We start from the raw sequence: 20,516 nt of genomic DNA on the forward strand, positions 1-20,516 counted from the left end.
AGTGGGTTTATACAAACCTCTTTCACCATGAAAAATCTATTCTGCACGCTGCTACTTACCCTTTGCATAGTCGGGGCCTATGCCCAAAAGATAGCCGTTAAGAAGAACCTGATGACGGTGGACGGCCAACCCTACGCCCGCATCGAAGGTGATGGCGGCGCGCTTACCAGCACCCAATACTACATCAATTCGCCGCAGAATGAGCGGCTCTTTGTGGTAAAGCTTTTGAGTTTCAATGACCCTGGTAATGCTAGTCCCAACAACCCAACGGGCAGCACAGCTTATTTGCAGTTTGTTTTTACTGCTTCCCGCATAATTGTCGAAACCCCTATGCCGGGCCTGTTCCGCTCGCTCAGCGTAGCTCGCCAGATATATGGCGCCCAGTTGCTCAAAAATGGCGCGCTTGACAAGCAGGCCGTCGCTGACTTTTCCGTCAATAATGGCACCGTTTACTCGGAGCGTCGCCGGGCGCTGGACCAAGCCGCCTATATGCCGCCGCTAGGCTACTGAGCAGCTACTTCACTTCTTCATAATCTACATACTCGCCGCCCCGAAATTCGGGCTTGCGCTCGCCCGCGGAGGTTGTGGGCGGCACGTAATCGACGCGCACCTGGCCGGGCTTAGCGGTCGGCTCGGGTTGAGGAGGCGCCTGATACCCACCGCCCGGAGAGCCGCTGGGCGGGTAAAAACCACCCTGCTGCGCCTTGTGTACCTGCTGCCGCACAAAGCCCCCCAGCACCGCCCGCAGCACCCGGGGCAGCACAAACCGTACAAGCACGAAAAACAGCAGCAGCGAAAGCGTGAAGCCCATGAGTTATCCGAAAAGAAAGGCAATTTACGACGGGCGGGGAGCTTGGTTTTGGCTGGCGCTTGGGCTGGTGGGCCTGGCTAGCCCGGCCGCCGCGCCGCACCTGCTGGCTACGCCCGATTTTGCCGGCCTCTACCGCCCGGTGCCCGACCGGCTGCTGCCCGCCACGCGCCGCGAGGGCGACAGCCTCCGCATCTTTATAAACCAACCGGTAGCCGCGCCTGGTTCCGCGCCGATGCGGCTGCGCCTCACCGGCTGGGCCACTTACGAGGCCAAGCAGCCGCTGTGGCAGGTTCTGCGGCTGGCCCGCCCCTACCCCGGCTCTACCCCCACCGCGCCGGTGCAGGTGCTTACGGCCGCCGTGGCGGCTAGCCAGCTCGCGCCCGGCGCGGTGCTGCAGGTCAGCCTCGATAAGCCTGCGCTCACCAATCAGCCGCCTAGTTCCGACCAAGACCCTAGCACCACCGCCTGGCTGCGCCTCACGCCCGAGGTGCTGGCTAGGCCCTTCGTGCTGCTCGACTCGGCGGGACTGGTGCTGGCCCGGCCTTATGTAAATGCGGGCGAGAGCGTAGCAGTGGCCACGTTTGGGCTCACCCAACCAGTGCGTTGGCGGCGCTACCCTACCGGTACGCCGGCCCTGCCGCCCTTCACCGACCCGCGCAGCCAAGTGGCGGCGCCGCGCACGCTCGGAGTGCTCGATTCGTCGGCCGCGCCCGTGGCGGCGGGCAATTTGCTGCGGCTCCCTGAGCAGGGCTTGTACGCGCTGAAAGTAGGCGGCGCGGGTGGCGAGCCGGTGCGCACGCTGCCGCTGCTGGTGGTGCCAGCCAGCTTTCCGGGCCAAAGCACGGCGCCCGAAGTTATCGCGCCGCTACTCTATCTCACTACCACTGCCGAGCGCCAGGCCCTGCTAAAAGCCCCCGACCCCAAGCGGGCCATCGACCGGTTTTGGCTCGATGCGGCGGGCGGCGACCAGATGCGCGGACGCGACATGATACGGCGCTACTACCAGCGCGTGACTACTGCCAATGAGGTATTTACCGGCCACAAGGCCGGTTGGCTCACCGACCGCGGCCTGCTCTACGTAGTGCTCGGCCCACCCCAGAGCGTGCGCCGCCTGCCCACCGGCGAAGAGCGCTGGCACTACGACCAAGCCGGCCGCCAGGGCGAGGCCGTGGCCTTCACCTTCCGGCCGCGCCCTAGTACCTTAGCACCTAATAACTACGAACTGGTGCGCCGGCCCGAGTATGAGCTACTCTGGTATGCCGCCGTAGAACAATGGAGAAGAACGACGACCGCCCGGTAAACGACGGGTTTAGTGACGACTACGTACCGCGCCGCTTCCGCGAGGGGCTAGCGATAACCGCCGCACCGGCGCCAGCCAGTCGCGCGAGCGCCTGGGCGAGCCCGGCCGCGACGACCGCCGCCCCGCGGGCGGCAACGAGGGGGCTAGCCGCGCCCGCCCGCAGCGCCCGTTTTACGACGAGCAGGGCCGCCAGGTGCCGCGCAAGCCGGGCGGTGAGCGCGGCGCACCCGCCTTCAAGCAGCACAACACCCGCCCGGCGGCCGACCGCAGCATCGACATGCTCTTCGGCCTGCGCCCCATCTTGGAGGCGCTGAACGCGGGCCGGACGTTGGACAAGATTTTCCTGCTGCGCGGCACCAAAAACTCCATGACGCAGGACATCTCGGACCTGGCCCGCCAGGCCAACGTGCCGGTGTCGTACGTGCCCATCGAGAAGCTCGAAAACCTGACCCGCAAAAACCACCAGGGCGCCGTAGCCTTCGTGTCGCCCATCGACTTTGCGCCCCTCGATACGCTGCTGGCTGGCTTGTTTGAGGAAGGCAAGGTGCCCTTCGTGCTTGTGCTCGACCGCGTGACGGACGTGCGCAACTTCGGCGCCATTGCCCGCACGGCCGAGTGCCTGGGTGTGCAGGCGCTGGTAGTGCCCAGCAGCGGCGCCGCCCAAATCAACGGCGACGCCGTTAAAACCTCGGCCGGCGCGCTCAACATCCTGCCCGTGTGCCGCGAGCCCGACCTGCGCCAGACGATTACTTTTCTAAAAAACAGCGGCCTCACCGTCATTGCCTGTACCGAAAAGGCCGACGCCGACCTCGGCCACTCCGCGCCGGCTAGCCTCAGCGGCCCCATCGCGGTGGTTATGGGCTCGGAGGAAGACGGCATCGCGCCCGAGCTGCTGCGCCTCTGCGACCAGCGCCTGCGCATCCCGATGAGCGGCCAGATTCAGAGCCTCAACGTGGGCGTGGCCGCCGGCATCATGCTGTTTGAAGTGGCCAAGGGACGCAGTTAGCCCGCGCCGGCCGCCAACCTTTTCTTGGTAAAACCCCTTTGAATCTTCATCTGGAATTTCAAGAGTCTTACCCATTCTTTTGCTATGACTGCCGACCAGCGCCTCGACCAATTAGAGCCCCTTCTTTCCGAAGCAATGACTATTCTGGACCGCCACACGGCCCAGCTAAAGCAACTGACCAACGCCGTCGGCCAGCTTACCACCATTGCCATTCAGCAAAGCGATAATATTTCCTTCTTACTACGTGAACATGTTATCATAAAAACTGATGTGGCCGAACTGAAAGACGACGTCGCAATCTTGAAAGGCGGCGTGGCCGAGCTGAAAGGCGACGTAGCCGAGCTAAAATCTGGTATGGTTGGACTGGAGCAGGGCCAGGCTGGCATGAACGACAAGCTCGACTTGATTCTGAGCAAATTGAAATAAGATGGTTATCAAACAGACACAAAAAAGCCTGGTCGTAGCGGCCAGGCTTTTTTGTGTCTGTTCATCAGCGGCCTAGTTATACCCCGAACCCTTGCGAGCTTTCACGTCGGCCACAAACTCCTTCACGCGCTGCTCTTCCGAGCGCTGGCAGATGAGCAGCACGTTGTCGTGCTCGGCCACGATGTAGCCGTCGAGGCCCTGTACCACCACGAGGCGCTCGTGGGGCGTTTTGATGAGGCACTCGCGGGTATCGTAGAGCAGTACTTCACCGTCGATAACGTTGCCCTGGGCGTCGTGCGGGCTCACCTGGTGCAGCGAGTCCCAGGTGCCGAGGTCACTCCAGCCGATATCGGCGGGCAATACGTACACGTTATCAGCCTTCTCCATTACCCCAAAGTCGATGCTGATGTTGCGGCAGCGCGAGTATGCTTCGTTGATAAAAGCCTCTTCCTGCGGCGTGCCTAGCAGGTGCTGCCCCTCGTCGAAGACTTCGGCTATGTCGCTCAGGCACTGGTGAAAAGCCTCGATAATAGCGCTGGCGCGCCACACAAACAGGCCGGCATTCCAGAGAAAATCGCCGCTTTCGACAAACATGCGGGCCAGGTCGCTATTGGGCTTTTCGGTGAAGGTTTTCACCTTGTAGAGTGCCGAGTCGGGCAGACGGTGCGCCGGCTCATCCATGTACTGAATGTAGCCGTAGCCGGTGTCGGGGCGCGAGGGCTGAATACCGAGCGTAATGAGCACGTCGTGCTGCCGGGCCGACGCCACGGCCTCGCGGATGAGCCGCCGAAACTCCTCTTCGCGCAGCACCGCGTGGTCGGCCGGCGTCACGATGAGGGTAGCTTCGGGGTCGCGCTGCGCGATGCAATAGCTGGCGTAGGCGATGCAGGGCGCCGTGTTGCGCCCGATGGGCTCGCCCAGAATCTGGCTCATCGGCAGCTCGGGCAGGTGCTCGTGCACGAGCTCGATGTAGTCGCGGTTCGTCACGACGAACACATTTTCGGGCGGGCAGATACCCCGGAAGCGGTCGACGGTGAGCTGCAGCATAGACCGGCCCACGCCCAGCACATCGTGAAACTGCTTGGGGTGCTGCGTGCGGCTAAAGGGCCAGAAGCGGCTGCCGATGCCGCCCGCCATCACGACGAGATAGGTATGTTCCATAGGAAAGCGAGGGCGAAGTGAGTCGGGACGAAGATAGGCGCTGCCTGCTTAGCCCCGGCTAGCCCCAAAGCCGGCTCAAACCGACCAAATTCAGCGCCCCGACAGTTTGGGTGCGCTTAGTGGCTACACCAGCCCCTCGCGCAGCAGGTCGTGCAGGTGAATGAAACCGGCAAACTCGCCGCCCTCCAGCACCACCAGCTGCGTAATGTTGCGCGCCTGCATGCGGGCCAGCGCCTCGGCCGCAAACTCGCCAATGTCGATAGTAGCGGGCTGCGGCGTGAGAATATCGCGGGCCGTGAGCGCGTCGAGCTCGCTGAGGTGGCCGCGCGCCAACATGCGGCGCAGGTCGCCGTCGGTAATAATACCGGCTAGCTTCCCCATTTCGTCGAGTACGGCGGTGGCGCCCAGGCGCTTGCCCGATATTTCGAGCAGCACCTCGCGCAGCGGCGCAGCTAGCCCCACCTGTGGGCGCTGGTTTTGGCGGCTGAGGTCGCCCACGGTGAGATAAAGCTTTTTGCCGAGTGTACCGCCGGGGTGCAGGCGGGCAAAGTCCTGGGCCGAAAACTGGCGGCTTTCGAGCAGGCACACGGCCAGGGCATCGCCGAGGGCTAGCGCGGCGGTGGTGCTGGTGGTAGGGGCCAGGTCGTGGGGGCAGGCCTCGCGGCGCACCGGGGCGTGCAGCACGTAATCGGCCTGCCGGGCCAGGTACGAGTCGGCGTTGCTGACGAGAGCGGCCAGCGGCACGCCCTTGCGGCGCAGCAGCGGCACCAGCACCTTTATCTCGGGCGTGTCGCCACTTTTGCTGATGGCAATTACAAAATCTTCGGCCTGAATCATACCCAGGTCGCCGTGAATGGCGTCGGCGGCGTGCATAAAGAGGGCCGGCGTGCCGGTACCATTGAGTGTAGCCACCAGCTTGCCGGCAATGTGAGCGCTTTTGCCCACGCCCGTTACCACCACGCGGCCGCGCAGGGCCAGCAAGGCGGCCACGCACCGGGCAAAATCGGGGGTGGCGCCCACGGCCTGGGCTACGTCGCGCAGGGCTTCAGCCTCTGTAAGTAGCACTTGGCGGGCCACGGCCAGCACATCAACGGGCCCGGCGGCAGGGGAGGCAGAAATTGGTTGCACGGCCAAAAATACGCCCGTCCGCTCGCTCGAAGCAGGCTAGCGAAATAAACACGACAGCACAAATAACTTGTGGCCCGGAACTTTATGCGAATGTTACTTGTCGAAGGAAGTTTTTCGCAAAAAATAGCACTCGCTGCTTATCTTCGCTAATATCCTTACGCTCTACGCTTCGCCTTACTTGCTAGTCCATGTCACTAACCGCCGTTGAAGAACCAGTTGTTGCCCATGCAGAGCTAAAAACCAAGCTCAAGGAAGTTTTTGGCTTTGGCCAGTTCAGGGGCACGCAAGAGGCTGTTATTCAAAACATACTGGCGGGCAACAACACGTTCGTGATTATGCCCACGGGCGCGGGCAAAAGCCTGTGCTACCAGTTGCCGGCTCTGGTGCTGCCGGGTACGGCCATCGTGATTTCGCCACTCATCGCGCTCATGAAAAACCAGGTCGACCAGCTCTCGGCCTTCGGCGTTAATGCGCAGGTGTACAACTCGACGCTGACCAAGACGGAGATGAATCGCGTCAAGAAAGACGTGATGGCCGGCGAGGTGCGGCTGCTGTACGTGGCCCCTGAAAGCCTGACCAAGGAGGATACCATCGCCTTTTTGCAGAAAACGGCTATCTCGTTTGTGGCCATCGACGAGGCGCACTGCATTTCGGAGTGGGGCCACGACTTCCGGCCCGAATACCGCAAGATTCGCGGCATTATCGACAACCTGGGGGGGCGCATTCCGCTCATCGCCCTCACGGCCACGGCCACGCCCAAGGTGCAGCTCGACATCCAGAAAAACCTGCACATGGATGATGCGAATGTGTTCAAAACCAGCTTTAATCGCACCAATCTCTACTACGAGGTGCGCGCCAAGCGCAACACCAAGAAGCAGCTCATTCAGTACGTGCAGTCGCACAAGGGCAAGGCGGGCATTATTTACTGCCTGAGCCGCAAGAAGGTAGAGGAAGTGGCCGAGCTACTGCGCGTGAACGACGTGCGCGCCCTGCCCTACCACGCCGGTCTCGACCCGCACACCCGCATGAGCAACCAGGACGCGTTTCTGAACGAGGACTGCGACGTGATTGTGGCCACCATCGCCTTCGGCATGGGCATCGACAAGCCCGACGTGCGCTTCGTGATTCACTACGACGCGCCCAAGAGTATCGAAGGCTACTACCAGGAAACCGGCCGCGGCGGCCGCGATGGTCTGGAAGGCAACTGCCTGATGTTCTACAGCTACGATGATATTCTGAAGCTCGAGAAGTTCAGCAAGGACAAGCCCGTGACCGAGCGCGACAACGCCCGGCAGCTGCTGCTGGAAATGACCAACTATTCGGAAAGCGCCGTGTGCCGCCGCCGCCAGCTGCTGCACTACTTCGGCGAGCACCTGGATACCGACTGCGGCTTTTGCGACAACTGCCGCCACCCGAAGGAAAAGTTTGAGGGCCGCGCGCACGTGGGGCTAGCCCTGCGCGCGGTGGTGCAGACCGAGGCGCGCTTCGGCCTCGACCACGTGGCCCAGGTGCTGCTCGGCCTCAGCAACCCGCACATTGAGAGCTACGGCCACACCGGCCTGCCGGTATATGGCCAGGGCAAGGAGCTGAGCGGCGACATGCAGCTGTGGCTGTCGGTGCTGCGCCAGTGCCTGCTCAATGGGTTGTTGGAGAAAGATATCGATTCGATTGGCCTGGTACACATCACGCCGAAGGGTATCGATTTTATCGAAAACCCGCATTCGTTTACGCTCACCAAGGACCACGATTTCGAGGCCGAGAAGCAGGAGGAGGAAGACGGCGAGAAGGTGCAGCAGGCCGCCGGCCACGACGAGGCGCTATTTGTGCAACTGAAAGAAATGCGCAAGCAAGTGGCCAAGCAGAAAAACCTGCCACCCTACGTGCTCTTTCAGGACCCTAGCCTGAAGGAAATGGCCACCACTTATCCACAGAGCCTGCACGAGCTCACACACATTTCGGGCGTGGGCCAGGGCAAGGCCCAGAAGTTTGGCGCGCCCTTCGTGGCCGCCATCAAGAAGTACGTGGCAGACAACGACATCGAAACGGCCGCCGACGTGGTTATCAAGTCAACAGTGAACCGCTCCAAGCTCAAGATTTACATCATTCAGCAGATTGACAAGAAGATGGACCTGGCGGGCATTGCCCGCAGCCAGGGCATCTCGATGGCCGAGCTAGTGGAGGAAATCGAGCACATCTGCTACTCCGGCACCCGCCTCAATCTGGACTATTACATTCAGGATGTGGTGGATGAGGACAAGCAGGACGAGATTTACGACTACTTCATGACGGCCCAGACCGACAACATTGCGGTGGCGATGAATGAGCTGGGGCCGGATGACTATAGCGAAGAGGAAGTACGGCTCATGCGCATCAAATTCCTGAGCGAAGTAGCCAACTAATTACCCATCAGCATACTGACTTCAAGCTTATTAAATGGGCTGCTCGCTGGAGCAGCCCATTTTTGTTTCGGCATAGGCTAGCTTTGCGGCTGATGCCGCTGCTTACTGCCGACGACTTTGTGGAAACCCTGGCCAAACTGCGGCAGCGCGGGGCGGGCTTTCTGCTTTCGAAGCTGAACCCTAGCGGCTTAGCGCGCACCCAGGGCACCTTCGACGACCCTAGCCTGCAAACCGCCAACTGGTGGATAGTGCCGGCCGTGCGCGCCCGCTGGAACGCTAAAGTCACCGGCGACCCGGCCCTGCCCTACGAGCCCTACGTGGTGGCCAAGTACCTGCGTGGCCGCACCGGCCTGCACTTGTGCTCGCTGGGCAGCGGCAGTTGCAGCCACGAGCTGGCCTTTGCGCGCCACCCCGAGTTTGGGCTGGTCGAGTGCGTCGATATCACGCCCGCGCTGCTAGGGGCCGCCGCCGCGCGCGCCGCGGCCGAGGGGCTGCACAACCTACGCTTTGACGTGCGCGACGTGAACCGGCAGCAGTGGCCCACGGAAGCTTATGATGCGGTGCTGTTTCATTCGGCGCTACATCATTTTCGGCGGGTGCCCGCGTTGGTGGCGCACGTGCGGCGGGCGCTGCGGCCGAGCGGCCTGCTCATCCTCAACGACTACGTGGGCCCCAACCGCCTGCAATGGACCGCCGCGCAGCTCGCCGCCGCCAACCAAGCGCTGGCCCAGTTGCCGGCTAGCCACCGCCGCCGCTACAAGTCGGGCCAGCTCAAAACGCGCATCACCGGGCCGGGCCGCCTGCGTATGCAGCTCGCCGACCCATCGGAGGCGGTGGAGAGCGAGCGCATTTTGCCGGCCGTGCGCGGGCAGTTTGCGGTACTGGAAGAAAAAGCGGTGGGCGGCAACCTACTCGCGCTGGTGCTCAAGGACATTGCCCACCACTTCTTGGCCGACGACCCAACTACGCAGGAGCTATTACAGATGCTCTTCGCCGCCGAAGACGCTTTTCTGGCGCAGCACCCTAGCGACCTGTTATTTGGGGTGTATCAGAAGCCGTGCCAGCGCGGCTGATTTTGGGTGAAACCAAGCCGGCCCGGCTACCAGGTAGCCGGGCCGGTCGATACACCGCGTATTGCACTGGCTAGCCAGCACTCGGGCATTAGCAGTACTCCTCGAAGGCGCCTTGCAAGTTATTCACAATGCGCATCAAATCAGAGCCTTCGATGTGGTAGCGCTCAATCATGTGCACCAGCTCGCCATCTTTGAAGAGGCCGATGCAGGGCGACGAGGGCGGGTAGGGCAGCAGGTGCTCACGCATCTTGGCCACGGCGTCGGTTTCCATGCCGGCAAACACGGTCACGAGCTTGGCGGGCTTCTTGTCGGCACTGGCCAGGGCCAGCTTGAGGGCCGGGCGGGCCTTAGCAGCGGCGCAGCCACATACCGAGTTCACGGCTACCAGCACGGTGCCTTCGGTATCGGCCAGGGCCGCGTCTACTTCCTGCGGCGACATCAGTTGCTCGAAGCCAGCCTCCACCAGGTCCTGGCGGATGGGGGCTACCATATATTCGGGGTAAACAGCCATGAGTAAAATAAATAAAAAGTGCGCGGCACCCGTGCCGGCCCGTACAAAATTACGGCCTGGCGGGCGCCGCCTGCTATAATCCGGCTGGCCGGCAAAAAGTTTAACGGCTGGCTAGCCCGGCAACGGTCGGCCGAAGCGGCTACTTGGCCGACTCAGCCCTTGCACTGAGCTATCGGAGGCCACGCCGGGCCAACTAGCCGGCCCCGGGGCGAATTAATTTCCATCCTTCGCTCGTTGGCGTTAGCACCTCTCCTACGGCTCCTTTTTACGGTTTTTCATGAAATTACCCCTTCTTACTAGGTTGGGGCGGCTAGCAGCAGTGGGGCTGGTCGCCACCGGCCTGCACCCCGCCGCCTGGGCGCAGGCCGGTGGCCCCCCTCCACCTACGGCCCGCCAGCTTGCCGGCCGCCCCACCGCTGCTATGCCGCCGGCCGTGGCCGCCCAGCCCACCGACCGCCACTCGCGCCTGGGCGGTGATTTGCAGCGCCTCTACCGCCAGCAGGCCGGCGCGGCCAGTCGTACCGCGGCCGACGCCCATTTGGCTTTGCGCGCCAGCTTTCCAAGGTTGAAATTCAACACCGAAACCTCCTCGGTACTGGTGCGCATCACGGCGCAGGATGTGAATGCGCTGCTGCCGGGCCTGGCTAGCCGGGGCTTTCAGGTAATGGCCGCTTATCCCGACCTGCACTTTGTGGAGGGCATGCTGCCGCTGAGCCAGCTGGCGCCGGGCAGCCCCGGCATTGAGGGCCTGGTGAGCCGGGGCCTGCTCGGGGTGCTGCCCATGCGCAAGCCCCAGGTGCGCGGCGGCCTCGTAACGAGCCAGGCCGACTACGCGCTGGAGGCGGCCCGCGCCCGCGCTACCCGCCCCGGCCTGCTCTCGGGCAAAGGCGTGCGCATTGGGGTAATGAGCGACTCGTTTAACTCGCTGGACGGGGCGGCGGCCGACGTAGCCTCGGGCGACCTGCCGGCCGGCGTGCAGGTGCTGCAAGACCTCAACGACGAGCAGGGCGGCACCGACGAGGGCCGCGCCATGAGCCAGCTCATCTACGACCTGGCGCCGGGGGCGGGGCTAGCCTTCAGCAGCGTGTATTTGGGCGAGGGTAACTTTGCCCAGCAGGTACTGGCCCTGGCCGACCCGGCCAAGGGCAACTGCCAGATACTGGTCGATGACATTGCGTATTTTGGCGAGCCGTTTTACCAGGATGGGGTTATCGCACAGGCTATCAACCAGGTAGTAGCGCAGCGGAACGTGACGTACTTTTCGGCGGCGGGCAACGAGGCCGACCAGAGCTACGAGAACAACGCGCCGCAGTTTGTGCAGGCCACCATCGGCACCAGGGTCGCGGCGCGGCTCAACTTCGACGTATCGGGCGCTACTACTGACGTGACGCAGCGCATTGTACTGGCCAACGGCAAGGAGTTTTTTCCGACCCTCGAATGGTCGGACCCCTACTACACGGCCAGCGGCGTAAAAACCGACCTCGACCTGTACCTGATTGCGGTGAAAAACGGCGTGGCGGCCGACACCGTGGCCCGCTCCGACGATAACAACCTGGCGAACCAGACGCCGCTCGAAATTCTGGACTACACCAACAACACGACCACCAGCGGTACTACGACTTTTGATTTCGTGGTTGTGCGCCGGGCCAATACGGCCAATCCGGCCCGCGTGAAATACGTGGACAACGGCAGCTACGGCGCCACCGAGTGGAAAACCAGCAGCCCCACCATCGTGGGCCACGCGGCGGCGGCCAGCGCCCAGGCCGTGGCCGCCGTGCCCTACACCAACCAGCGCACGGCCGAGTATTTTACCTCCAAAGGGGGCGCGCTGCCCTTTCTTTTCAGTCCCACCGGCACGCCCCTGACGGCCGTGGAATACCGCCAAAAGCCCGACATCGCCTCGATTGACGGCGATGACACCACCTTTTTCGGGGCCGAAAACAGCGGCTCCGACACCGACGGCAATGGCTACCCCAACTTCTACGGCACCTCGGCGGCGGCGCCGCAGGCGGCGGCCGTGGCCGCGCTGCTGCGCGAGTCGGCGCCTAGCCTCACGCCAGCTCAGGTGTATAGCCGGCTGGTAGGCTCGGCGCGGCTCATTGGCGCATCGGCCACCGACCCGTATACCGGGCCGGGGCTGCTCGATGCCTTCACGGCCATTTATGGGCCGGTGGTGGCCCAGGCGCCGCCCGCCGTGCAGGACCTCGAAACAGGCGCTCTGCCCACCAGTTGGCTCGTAAATAGCAGCGGCGCGGGCCGCGTGCAGGTGACTACGGCGCTCGGGCCGGCGTCGGGCCGCTACCACCTGGAACTCGATGCGCCCTACACCGGCTCGGCGGCCAGCGTCAGTTTGAATGAGGTGACGTGGAACCTCACGGGTACGGTCGGGGCTAGCCTTCAGCTCACCTTCCGCGAGCGCAAGCTGAGCGGCGAAACCGACGAGGCCATGCCCGCGCAATTTACCACCCGCAGCAACACCGACGGCGTGGCCCTGAGCATAGATGGCGGCACCACCTGGTACCGCCTCGTGGACCTGACGGGCACCCACGCCACCATTACCTACCAAACCAAATCGGTAAACCTGAGCCAGTTTGCCGCCACTAATGGCCTCGCGCTGGGCAACGACGTGCGGCTGCGCTTTCAGCAGTACAGCGGCAGCCAGCTAACCTCGGCTGCGGTGGCTAGCCAGCGCGGCCGCCTCTTCGACGACATTGCCGTGACGAGTACCGTGGCGGTGCCCATCCCGCTATACACGGCCGTGCCCCCGGTGGGCTGCCCCGGCCTCACGGTAGCCTTCAGCGACACCTCGGCCTTGCGGCCCACGGCCTGGAGCTGGACCTTTCCGGGGGGTACGCCGGCCACCTCGACCCTGCGTAACCCCACGGTGGTGTACAACGCCCCCGGCCACTACGGCGTGACACTGAGCGTGCGCAATGCCAACGGCACCGCCGCCCGCACCGATACGGGGGTAGTATTTATCTACGGCCGCGCGCCCGTTGCCACGCCCACGGCCAGCCGCGCCAGCGTGTGCCCCGGCGGGGTGGTGGCTTTTAGCAGCACGGCCAGCTATTGCCCGACCAGCTACGCCTGGAGCTTTCCGGGTGGCGCGCCGGCCAGCGCCACGGCGGCTAGCCCCGGCAACGTGACGTATGCCACGGCCGGCACCTACTCGGCCACGCTGGTGGTCAGCAACGCCTACGGCAGCACTACTTACTCGCTGCCCGTGGAAGTAACGACGGGCCGTACCATCCCCTTTGCCGAGAATTTTGACGCCTCGCTAGCCCTCCCGGCCGGCTGGACACTAGTTAACCCCGACGGCAAATACGCCTGGGCCGTGCGCGACACCACCATCAACCGCCAGGGCGTGCGCAGCCACGTATTGCGGGCGCCGTTTGCCTTCGACGCTCACATCGGCGAGCGCGATGCCGTGTACACCCCGGCCCTCAACCTGGCGAGTACTGCGCTGCCCACGCTGCTTTTCGACGTGGCCTACGCCACTTTCACCGATAGCAGCACCGGCACCATGTCTGCCGACTCGCTCATCGTGCAGGTGGCCGATGCCTGCACCGGCACCGTGCTGGGCCGCCCCTATGCCAAGGGCAAAGCCACGCTGCCCACTGCGGCCACCCGCGGCTACCTGTTCATCCCCAAGTCGGCGGCCGACTGGCGGCAGGAGCGCCTCGACCTTTCGCCCTACGCCGGCCGTAGCGTGGTCGTGCGCTTTGTGGGGTATAATAATTTTGGCAATGCGCTCTATATCGACAACGTGCAGGTGGGCGCTAACCTATTGGCCCTCAGGGCTGCCACTACCACCGTGGGCCTCGACGCCTGGCCCAATCCTACCCCGGCCGGCGCCGGCCTGCACGTGCAGCTACCGGCCTTCACCGGTGCAGTGAGCTTGCGGCTGGTCGACAACCTGGGCCGCGTGGTATGGCAGGAGCAGGTGCAGCAGGCCGGCATTTCGGTAGGGCGCACCTTGCAGCTGGGCCTGGCTCCGGGCCTCTACAACCTGCTCTACGCGCCGGCCGGCGGCACCCCGGCGGCCCGCCGCATCGTGTTTGAATAGGGTACCTTGGCAAAGGGCCGGGCGACGTGCGCCCGGCCCTTTGCCAAGGTACCCAAGTGGCGCGCTACTTATTCACAGGCAATAAAATCTGCTTTAGCGAGGAGTTGGCCACAGTCGTCCGGATTAGCGCCGAGTTAGCTGCGGCCCACCGCTAACTTGCAGGCAAGGTCAGTATTGGCCCACGTGCCACTTCTTTTTTCTGCGTGTTTTCTTATCTATTTTCCGGGCCGCGCCGCTGGGGCTGGCTGCTACTGCTTGGGTTGCTTTTGCTCACCAGGCTGAGCCACGCCGCGCCACGACCGCAGGCGTACGTGCGGCAGTTTGGGCCGGCCGAGGGGCTAGCCCAGCCATTTATCTACTGCTTGCTGCAAGACCGCCAGGGCTACCTCTGGCTCGGCACCGCCGAGGGCCTGGTGCGCTACGACGGCACCCGCTTCGTGACCCTCACCACCCACGACGGGCTAGCCGATAACTTCGTTACCGGCCTCTGGCAAGACCCCGCCAGCGGGGCCCTCTGGGCTAGCCACGCGCAGGGTGGCCGCTCGGTGCGGCTAACACCTAATCAGCCTTTTCGGCCCGCGCCGGCTAGCCAGCAAAACGGCCCGCCGCCCGGGGGCCGGGGCGCCCCGGCCCCCGATACTGCCCGGCTCGGCGCCTACCTGCGCCGCTACCACCTGGCGCTGCCCGCCGATGTGGTGCCCACCTGCCTGCTCGAAGACCGCGAAGGCCACGCCTGGCTCGGCACCGCCGGCCAGGGCCTGTGGCTGCACGCCGACCGCTACCTGAGCTTATGGCCCAAGCCCGGCGGCCCGCTGGGCAATGAGCTGGCTAGGATAGTACGCCCCGCCAGCCAGGGCGGCGGCTGTTGGATGGCCACTGCCGCCGGAGTCTACGAAGTGCCTGGGCCAAGCCAGCCCGCCCAGCTGGTACCTGGCCTGCCCCGCAGCCTGGGCTCGGCCGTGACGGCGCTGGCCTACGCGCCCGGCTCGGGCCTGTGGGTGGGCACGGCCGCCGATGGCGTGTACCTACTGCCCGATAAGACTGCCGCTAGCCCGGCACCGGCCACGCAGCATTTTACTACTGCTACTGGTTTGCTGCACAATAGTATCGCGGCCCTGCTGGCCGACCACACCGGCCGCGTGTGGGTCGGCGCTCACAATACCGGGCTAGCCACCTGGGAGCCCACGCAGCACCGATTCAGCTACCTCAAGCTCAATACCGTGGGCCTTGACGCCACCACCCTGGCCGAAGATGCCGCCGGCACCATCTGGGTTGGTACCGAAGGCCAGGGGCTGTATTTCCGGCCGGCCAGTGGCCGCTGGCAGCACTTGGGCAAAGCCACCGGCACCCTGCCCGACGACTTTCTCACGGCCGTGCTGCCCCTGCCGGCCCCGCTGGCCGGCGCGCTGCTGCTGGTGCACCCCCAGGGCCTGAGCCTGCTCGACGCGCACCGCGTAGCCACGCCCCTCACCTCACCCGATGACCAACTGGCGCGCGGCACCCTGCCCGTAGTGGCCCTGGCGCCGGGCGTGGCCTGGGTGGCAACCCGTAGCGGCCAGCTGCGCCTCGACCTAGCGGCGCTAGCCCGGCTGCGGCCCGGCCAGCTGCCCGCACCCAGCCTCGTTAGCACGGGCGCTGAAGTAGATGGCGAAAGCCGGCCCGGCGCGCTGGGCACGCTGCCGGCCGGCCGGCACCGGGTCAGCTTCGCGTTCCAAGGCGTGAGCCTGGGGCCGGGCGGCGCGGCGGGCTTGCAGTACCGCTACCGCCTGCGCGGGCTGGCCGACGACTGGAGCCATCCCAGCCCGGTGGGCGAGGCCCAGTTCGCCGGCCTCGGCGCGGGCCGCTACCTGCTCGAAGCCCAGGTGCGCCGCGCCGCGCCGGGTGCCCCGTGGAGCGCGGTAGCCACGCGCGCCTTTGCCATTGCCACGCCGTGGTGGCGCACGCCCCTAGCCTTGGTGCTCGAACTACTAGCCCTGGCGGCGGCGCTGGTGGCCGTGGTGCGCACCCGCGAGGGCGTGCTGCGCCGCCAGAAGCTACAGCTGGAAAACACCGTGCGCGAGCGCACCAGCGAATTGCGCCAAAAAAACCACGACATCGAGCACATCAACGCCGAGCTGCTCGTGGCCCGCGACGCGGCCGAAGCCTCGCGCCGCGCCAAGGCGCAGTTTCTGGCCAATATGAGCCATGAAATCCGCACCCCGATGAATGCGGTTATCGGCCTCACGAATCTGCTTCAGCAAACGCCCACTACCACCGAGCAGAGCGAGTACCTGACGGCCATTGGCTCGTCGTCGCAAAACCTGCTGGTGATTCTCAACGACATCCTCGACTCGTCGAAGATGGAGGCTGGCAAGCTGACCCTGGAGCAAGTAGCCTTTCGCCTGCCCGAGGCCGTGCGTGGCCTGAGTACGCTGTTCCGCTACGCCGCCGACAGCAAGGGCCTGAGCCTGCGCGTGACCGTGGCCGACGCCGTGCCCGAGGCCGTGGTGGGCGACCCCGTGCGCTTGCAGCAAGTGCTGGTCAACCTGGTCAGCAACGCGCTCAAATTTACCCGCCAGGGCGGCGTGGCGGTGCGCGTGGGGCTAGCCCCCGGCCCGGCCGCCGAGCCCGGCCACGTAGCCCTGCGCTTTGAGGTGCAGGATACCGGCATCGGCATTCCGAGCGATAAGCTGGCCGCCATTTTTGAGGATTTTTCACAGGCCAATACCAGCACCACCCGCGAGTTTGGCGGCACCGGCCTGGGCCTGAGCATTGCCCGCAACCTCGTGCAGCTACACGGCGGCCAGCTCGGGGTCAGCAGCGAAGAAGGCGCAGGCTCGCAGTTTTATTTCGAGCTGACTTACCCCGTAGCCGAGGCTAGCCAGGCGCGCCTCACGGCCGTGGCCGGCCCGCTGCCCCCTTTCGAGCCGGCCCTGCGCGTGCTCGTGGCCGAAGACAATCAGCTCAACCAGCTAGTGGCACGCAAAACATTGGAAAACTGGAATGTGCACGTCGTTATTGCCGAGAATGGCCGCCTGGCTGTGGAGCGCGTGCTCACGGCCGCCGAGCCCTTCGACGCCGTGTTCATGGATATTCAGATGCCCGAGCTTGATGGCTACGCCGCCGCCCGCACCCTGCGCCAGCACTGCCCCGACGCGGCCCGGCTGCCCATTATTGGCCTCACGGCCTCGGTGCTGCCCGAAGACCGCAGCCTGGCCCTGGCCGCCGGCATGAACGATATCCTGGCCAAGCCCTTCGAGCCTGCCGCACTCTACGCCCGGCTAGCCCACTTCACTGGCCGGCTGGCGGCCGCGGCGAGTTCGGGTGAGGCCAACCTACCTTCGGCGCCCCCGCCCAGCGCGCCGCCCGCGCTGCATCCCAGCTGGCAGCAGCTAGAAGAGCTTTCGGGCGGCAACGCGAGCTTTATTAGCCAGATTGTCAATACCTTTCTTACCGAAGCCCCGGCACTGGAGCAGGTGCTGGCCGCCGCCTACCCGCACGACCTGCCGGCCGTGGCAGCCACCGCGCACAAGCTTAAGGGACAAGTAGCTTACTTTGGCGTGCCGGGCCTGCACGCCCAGCTCGACGAGCTGGAGCGCAGTGCCCGCCTGCCTGGCTGCCCCTACTGCGAGCCCCTGCTCCAGACGGTGCAGCAGCAGCTTGGGCAGCTTTACCCTCACCTAGAGGCCCGGGCGTAAGCATACATGTTAAACGCCCAATCCGAGCCGCTATTGGCTAGCGTAATTTTCAGCAAACGCCGATTTTTTTGGTCCGCAATCGTTACATTTGTTTAGTCTAACAAGTTGAATTTTAACGTTACGTTATGTCCATTTCCACTACTACTGAACCAAGTGTTACTATCACTACTCCCCTCCGCTGCCTCGTGGTCGATGACGACCCGATGTCGGTACAGATAGTCCGGACCTGCATCGGCAACACCCCTTTTCTGGAGGCATCAGCCGCGTGCAGCAGCGCCATTGAGGCGGCCGAATTATTGCGCACGCAAGCTTTTGATGTGCTGTTTCTCGACGTCGAAATGCCGCTAATGTCGGGCCTCGACCTGCTGCGCACCCTGCCCGACCCGCCGCAGGTGGTCCTGATTACCAGCAGCCAGTCGTATGCGGTGCAGGCTTTTGAGTTTGCCGTGGCCGACTATCTGCTTAAACCCCTCTCGTACCCGCGCTTTTTGCAAGCCGCTCAGAAGGTACTGGAAACCATCAACGCCCAGCGTGCGGCGCCGGCCGAGGCCGACCTGCTACCCACCGGCGGCGCTGAGTTTACGTTCGTAAAAGTTGATAACCGGCTTGTGCGGGTCGATTTTGCCGACGTGTTTTTTGTCGAGGCCCTCGGCGATTACGTGCACCTTGTCACGAGCCGCAGCAAGCTTATCGTGTACAGCACGATGCGCGCCATTGAGGAAAAATTTCCGCCGCAGCGCTTCGTGCGGGTGCACCGCTCGTTTATTATAAACATCGGCTACGTGCAGGCGTTGGAAGATAATTCCTTGTTGCTAAAAGACAAGTACATTCCTATCGGCCAGACGTACATGCGCGGCCTGCTTCAGCGCCTCAATAAGCTGTAGGCTCCCCGGCAGTACCCGCCCCTTCTTTCACGCTAATCTGTTTTTCCTGGTGCGCTTTTTTTCTGTTTTCCCGCCAGCGGCCCGGTTGCGGGGCACCCTGGCCGTGGCCGCGGCGCTCGCCCTGCCGGCGGCAGCCCACGCCCAAACTGCGCCCGATGACCCTAGCGGCGTTATCGAATGCGGCCCCGTGCAGCCCGGCGAGCTATGCGTCGATTTTGACGCCAGCCGCTCGGTAGACCCCAGTGCCGGCGTTCTCGAATACCGCTGGGATATGGGCGATGGGACCACCCTTACCGGCCTCACCGTTACGCACTGCTACAAAGTGCGCGGCCACTATAAAGTAGTGCTCGATGTGGCCGTGCCGGCCACCGGCGAGGTGCGCCGCGCCGAGCGCACCTTCGACGTAGACCTGACCCGCAAGCCGGTGCTCAACTTCAGCGCGAGCCCTAGCCTCAAGGCGCGCGTGAGCCAGCCCGTCGCCTTCGACGCGCTCGACTCGGTACTGCCCGAGTGCCAGTCGGTGGTGGTAGTCTGGGATTTTCGCGATGGCTACACCCAGCAGGGCCGCCACGTCGAGCACAGCTTCCGTAAAGCCGGCCGCTTTGCCGTGCGCATGAGTCTACGCGGCTATGGCCCCGGTGCCTGCGCCGCCAGCAACTGCGTGAGCCAGGAAGTGGTAGTTGAGCCCTAGCCCTACTCGGGCGTACCGCGCCGCAGAATATTCATTATCAACTCCCACAAGTCCTCGTAGGGAATAATTTCCACCTCCGAGTCGGCGTCACGTGTCAGTGAGGCCTGGCGCAGCGTGTTGAGCAGGCTTTTGCCGCGCTGCGCTAGCTGCGCGGGGTCAAAGTCGGCCTCGGGCAGCAGCAGCAGCAGCCGCAAAAACGTGCGGCTGCGCAGCGTGGCTGGGTCGCGTAAGTGGCGCTGCTGGTACTTGCGCAGGCGCTCTAGTCGCACCAGCACTGGCTCTAGTAAGCGCTGCTGCAAGTAGTGCACTAGCTGAAACACCAGAATAGCCACGTTATAGCCCCGTTTGTCGCGGCTGTACTCGGGCACCGTGAGGGCCGCGAACACGGCCAGTTGGTTGCGGCGCTTTGGCGATACCTGCTCAATGGGCAGCACTAGTTCGATATAGGCTTCCAGTAGCTCCCAGCGCTCAAGGGCGGCGGGCCGCAGCTTGCTGTACGACGGGTTTTTGTGAGCCACTTGCAGCAGCCGCTGCGCCAACTCGTATTCGCCGGCGTGCAGAGCTAGCAGTAGGTAATGCTCGTAGAAATAAAACCAGTTGCTGGAAGTAGGGTGCATGGTTTCGGCAAAAGCCTCGGCCAGCTTCAGGCCCTCCTGGGGCCGCCGCCCGCGCAGGTGGGCATACACGTTCATGAAGTGATTAAAACGCTGGTCGAAGCGCCGGGCATTGAGCGTGCCCGCCGCCACCATCGCCGTTGCCCGCTCCGTTTCACGGATAATATCTTGGTAATGACCGGCTAGCCCCGCGTAGGCTAGCCGCACCCGATATAAGGCATTAAACGTCCCAAACGTCGGCGCCAGCCGATATAACTCCTCCAGTCGCTCTAGGTAAGCCGGTAGCTTGGTGGCAATCTTATGCCGATTAGCCACTGCTTTTTCAACGCCTAGTTGCACATCAAAAAATAGTTGCTCGGCTGCTTGTTCATAATCGACCGTTTCGCGCAACTTAGTAAGCTCTTGGCTTAACTTCTCGTATTTACTCTGCTGGTGCTGCTCGGCATAAATAGATAATAGCTTTTGAGCTGCTTGTTCTTCGTAAGCCGTAAAATCACTCTGTGCAGCTACACGCATACAGCGGCGTAACAAGCGTTCACTCAGTGAATATTCGCCTTCTAAATGAAGAATAGTGGCTTTGTGCACTAAATCGAGGCATTCTACTTCATAGCGCCGCGATACTATCATTCGCGGGTCCGAATGGTCGAGAAAGAATAAGTGATTCAGCAACTTATCTTGCAACCGGGCGCGCAACTGACGCATAGCTGCCTGGTTGCCCACCGAGTTTGTGCCATAAAGCGATTTAGTAAGTTGCAGGGCCGTAATTTCC

At 63.6% G+C, this 20,516-nt stretch carries 15 protein-coding genes; 10 read left to right on the top strand and 5 right to left on the bottom strand.

The window, feature by feature from the left end; all coding sequences use genetic code 11:
• The first annotated feature begins 27 nt into the window (after positions 1 to 27).
• Positions 28 to 510, top strand: a complete 483-nt coding sequence (locus GKZ68_RS13875; RefSeq protein WP_173115787.1) for a hypothetical protein — start codon at positions 28 to 30, stop codon at positions 508 to 510.
• A gap of 4 nt (positions 511 to 514) precedes the next feature.
• Here the strand turns inward: GKZ68_RS13875 and GKZ68_RS13880 are convergent, their stop codons facing one another.
• Positions 515 to 811: a DUF4834 family protein gene (locus GKZ68_RS13880; protein WP_173115789.1), complete on the bottom strand. Its 297-nt coding sequence runs from the start codon at positions 809 to 811 to the stop codon at positions 515 to 517.
• On the opposite strand from GKZ68_RS13880, the gene GKZ68_RS13885 reads away from it, so the two are divergent.
• The 3 genes from GKZ68_RS13885 (at position 810) to GKZ68_RS13895 (ending at position 3,543) form a co-directional block, all read left to right on the top strand.
• A complete protein-coding gene (locus GKZ68_RS13885) occupies positions 810 to 2,111 on the top strand; it encodes a GWxTD domain-containing protein (protein WP_173115791.1) in 1,302 nt (433 codons plus the stop codon). The genes GKZ68_RS13880 and GKZ68_RS13885 overlap by 2 nt on opposite strands.
• A 193-nt stretch (positions 2,112 to 2,304) precedes the next feature.
• Positions 2,305 to 3,117, top strand: coding sequence for a 23S rRNA (guanosine(2251)-2'-O)-methyltransferase RlmB (rlmB, locus tag GKZ68_RS13890; protein ID WP_254244007.1), 813 nt, complete (start codon positions 2,305 to 2,307; stop codon positions 3,115 to 3,117).
• 84 nt (positions 3,118 to 3,201) lie between these two features.
• Positions 3,202 to 3,543: a hypothetical protein gene (locus GKZ68_RS13895; RefSeq protein WP_173115793.1), complete on the top strand. Its 342-nt coding sequence runs from the start codon at positions 3,202 to 3,204 to the stop codon at positions 3,541 to 3,543.
• 72 nt (positions 3,544 to 3,615) lie between these two features.
• On the opposite strand, the gene GKZ68_RS13900 is transcribed toward GKZ68_RS13895, so the two are convergent.
• Both GKZ68_RS13900 and GKZ68_RS13905 read right to left on the bottom strand, forming a co-directional pair.
• The gene (locus GKZ68_RS13900; protein ID WP_173115795.1) at positions 3,616 to 4,704 is read right to left on the bottom strand and encodes a mannose-1-phosphate guanylyltransferase; all 1,089 of its coding nucleotides are present in this window, start codon (positions 4,702 to 4,704) and stop codon (positions 3,616 to 3,618) included.
• Positions 4,705 to 4,827: 123 nt separating this feature from the next.
• Positions 4,828 to 5,823, bottom strand: a complete 996-nt coding sequence (locus tag GKZ68_RS13905; protein ID WP_254244285.1) for an SIS domain-containing protein — start codon at positions 5,821 to 5,823, stop codon at positions 4,828 to 4,830.
• 197 nt (positions 5,824 to 6,020) lie between these two features.
• Here GKZ68_RS13905 and recQ point away from each other — a divergent pair, with 197 nt between their 5' ends.
• On the top strand, positions 6,021 to 8,231 hold the full coding sequence (recQ, locus tag GKZ68_RS13910; RefSeq protein ID WP_173115797.1) for a DNA helicase RecQ: 2,211 nt from the start codon (positions 6,021 to 6,023) through the stop codon (positions 8,229 to 8,231).
• 92 nt (positions 8,232 to 8,323) lie between these two features.
• Positions 8,324 to 9,304 carry a class I SAM-dependent methyltransferase gene (locus tag GKZ68_RS13915; protein WP_173115799.1) on the top strand — a complete coding sequence of 327 codons (981 nt, stop codon included), beginning with the start codon at positions 8,324 to 8,326 and terminating at the stop codon, positions 9,302 to 9,304.
• 88 nt (positions 9,305 to 9,392) lie between these two features.
• Here GKZ68_RS13915 and GKZ68_RS13920 read toward each other — a convergent pair whose 3' ends face one another.
• Positions 9,393 to 9,815 (bottom strand): BrxA/BrxB family bacilliredoxin, encoded by a 423-nt coding sequence (locus GKZ68_RS13920; RefSeq protein WP_173115801.1) that lies wholly within the window; start codon positions 9,813 to 9,815, stop codon positions 9,393 to 9,395.
• 277 nt (positions 9,816 to 10,092) lie between these two features.
• On the opposite strand from GKZ68_RS13920, the gene GKZ68_RS13925 reads away from it, so the two are divergent.
• The 4 genes from GKZ68_RS13925 to GKZ68_RS13940 all read left to right on the top strand — a co-directional run bounded on the left by GKZ68_RS13925 (position 10,093) and on the right by GKZ68_RS13940 (position 19,133).
• Positions 10,093 to 13,881, top strand: coding sequence for a PKD domain-containing protein (locus tag GKZ68_RS13925; protein WP_173115803.1), 3,789 nt, complete (start codon positions 10,093 to 10,095; stop codon positions 13,879 to 13,881).
• A 266-nt stretch (positions 13,882 to 14,147) separates the two neighbouring features.
• Entirely contained in the window at positions 14,148 to 17,558 is a 3,411-nt protein-coding gene (locus GKZ68_RS13930) for a hybrid sensor histidine kinase/response regulator (RefSeq protein WP_173115805.1), read from the top strand.
• A gap of 125 nt (positions 17,559 to 17,683) precedes the next feature.
• Positions 17,684 to 18,442 (top strand): LytTR family DNA-binding domain-containing protein, encoded by a 759-nt coding sequence (locus GKZ68_RS13935; protein ID WP_173115807.1) that lies wholly within the window; start codon positions 17,684 to 17,686, stop codon positions 18,440 to 18,442.
• 49 nt (positions 18,443 to 18,491) lie between these two features.
• Entirely contained in the window at positions 18,492 to 19,133 is a 642-nt protein-coding gene (locus GKZ68_RS13940) for a PKD domain-containing protein (RefSeq protein WP_173115809.1), read from the top strand.
• Positions 19,134 to 19,135: 2 nt separating this feature from the next.
• Here the strand turns inward: GKZ68_RS13940 and GKZ68_RS13945 are convergent, their stop codons facing one another.
• Complete coding sequence (locus GKZ68_RS13945) at positions 19,136 to 20,263, bottom strand: hypothetical protein (protein WP_173115811.1); 1,128 nt, start codon at positions 20,261 to 20,263, stop codon at positions 19,136 to 19,138.
• Positions 20,264 to 20,516: the final 253 nt, after the last annotated feature.

Source organism: Hymenobacter sp. BRD128, from assembly GCF_013256625.1.
GTDB lineage: Bacteria > Bacteroidota > Bacteroidia > Cytophagales > Hymenobacteraceae > Hymenobacter.

Coding starts and splice junctions, on each gene's coding strand:
- GKZ68_RS13875 (WP_173115787.1), top strand. CDS start 28: ATGAAAAATCTATTCTGCACGCTGCTACTTACCCTTTGCATAGTCGGG.
- GKZ68_RS13885 (WP_173115791.1), top strand. CDS start 810: ATGAGTTATCCGAAAAGAAAGGCAATTTACGACGGGCGGGGAGCTTGG.
- GKZ68_RS13880 (WP_173115789.1), bottom strand. CDS start 811: ATGGGCTTCACGCTTTCGCTGCTGCTGTTTTTCGTGCTTGTACGGTTT.
- GKZ68_RS13895 (WP_173115793.1), top strand. CDS start 3,202: ATGACTGCCGACCAGCGCCTCGACCAATTAGAGCCCCTTCTTTCCGAA.
- GKZ68_RS13900 (WP_173115795.1), bottom strand. CDS start 4,704: ATGGAACATACCTATCTCGTCGTGATGGCGGGCGGCATCGGCAGCCGC.
- recQ (WP_173115797.1), top strand. CDS start 6,021: ATGTCACTAACCGCCGTTGAAGAACCAGTTGTTGCCCATGCAGAGCTA.
- GKZ68_RS13915 (WP_173115799.1), top strand. CDS start 8,324: ATGCCGCTGCTTACTGCCGACGACTTTGTGGAAACCCTGGCCAAACTG.
- GKZ68_RS13920 (WP_173115801.1), bottom strand. CDS start 9,815: ATGGCTGTTTACCCCGAATATATGGTAGCCCCCATCCGCCAGGACCTG.
- GKZ68_RS13925 (WP_173115803.1), top strand. CDS start 10,093: ATGAAATTACCCCTTCTTACTAGGTTGGGGCGGCTAGCAGCAGTGGGG.
- GKZ68_RS13935 (WP_173115807.1), top strand. CDS start 17,684: ATGTCCATTTCCACTACTACTGAACCAAGTGTTACTATCACTACTCCC.
- GKZ68_RS13945 (WP_173115811.1), bottom strand. CDS start 20,263: ATGCGTGTAGCTGCACAGAGTGATTTTACGGCTTACGAAGAACAAGCA.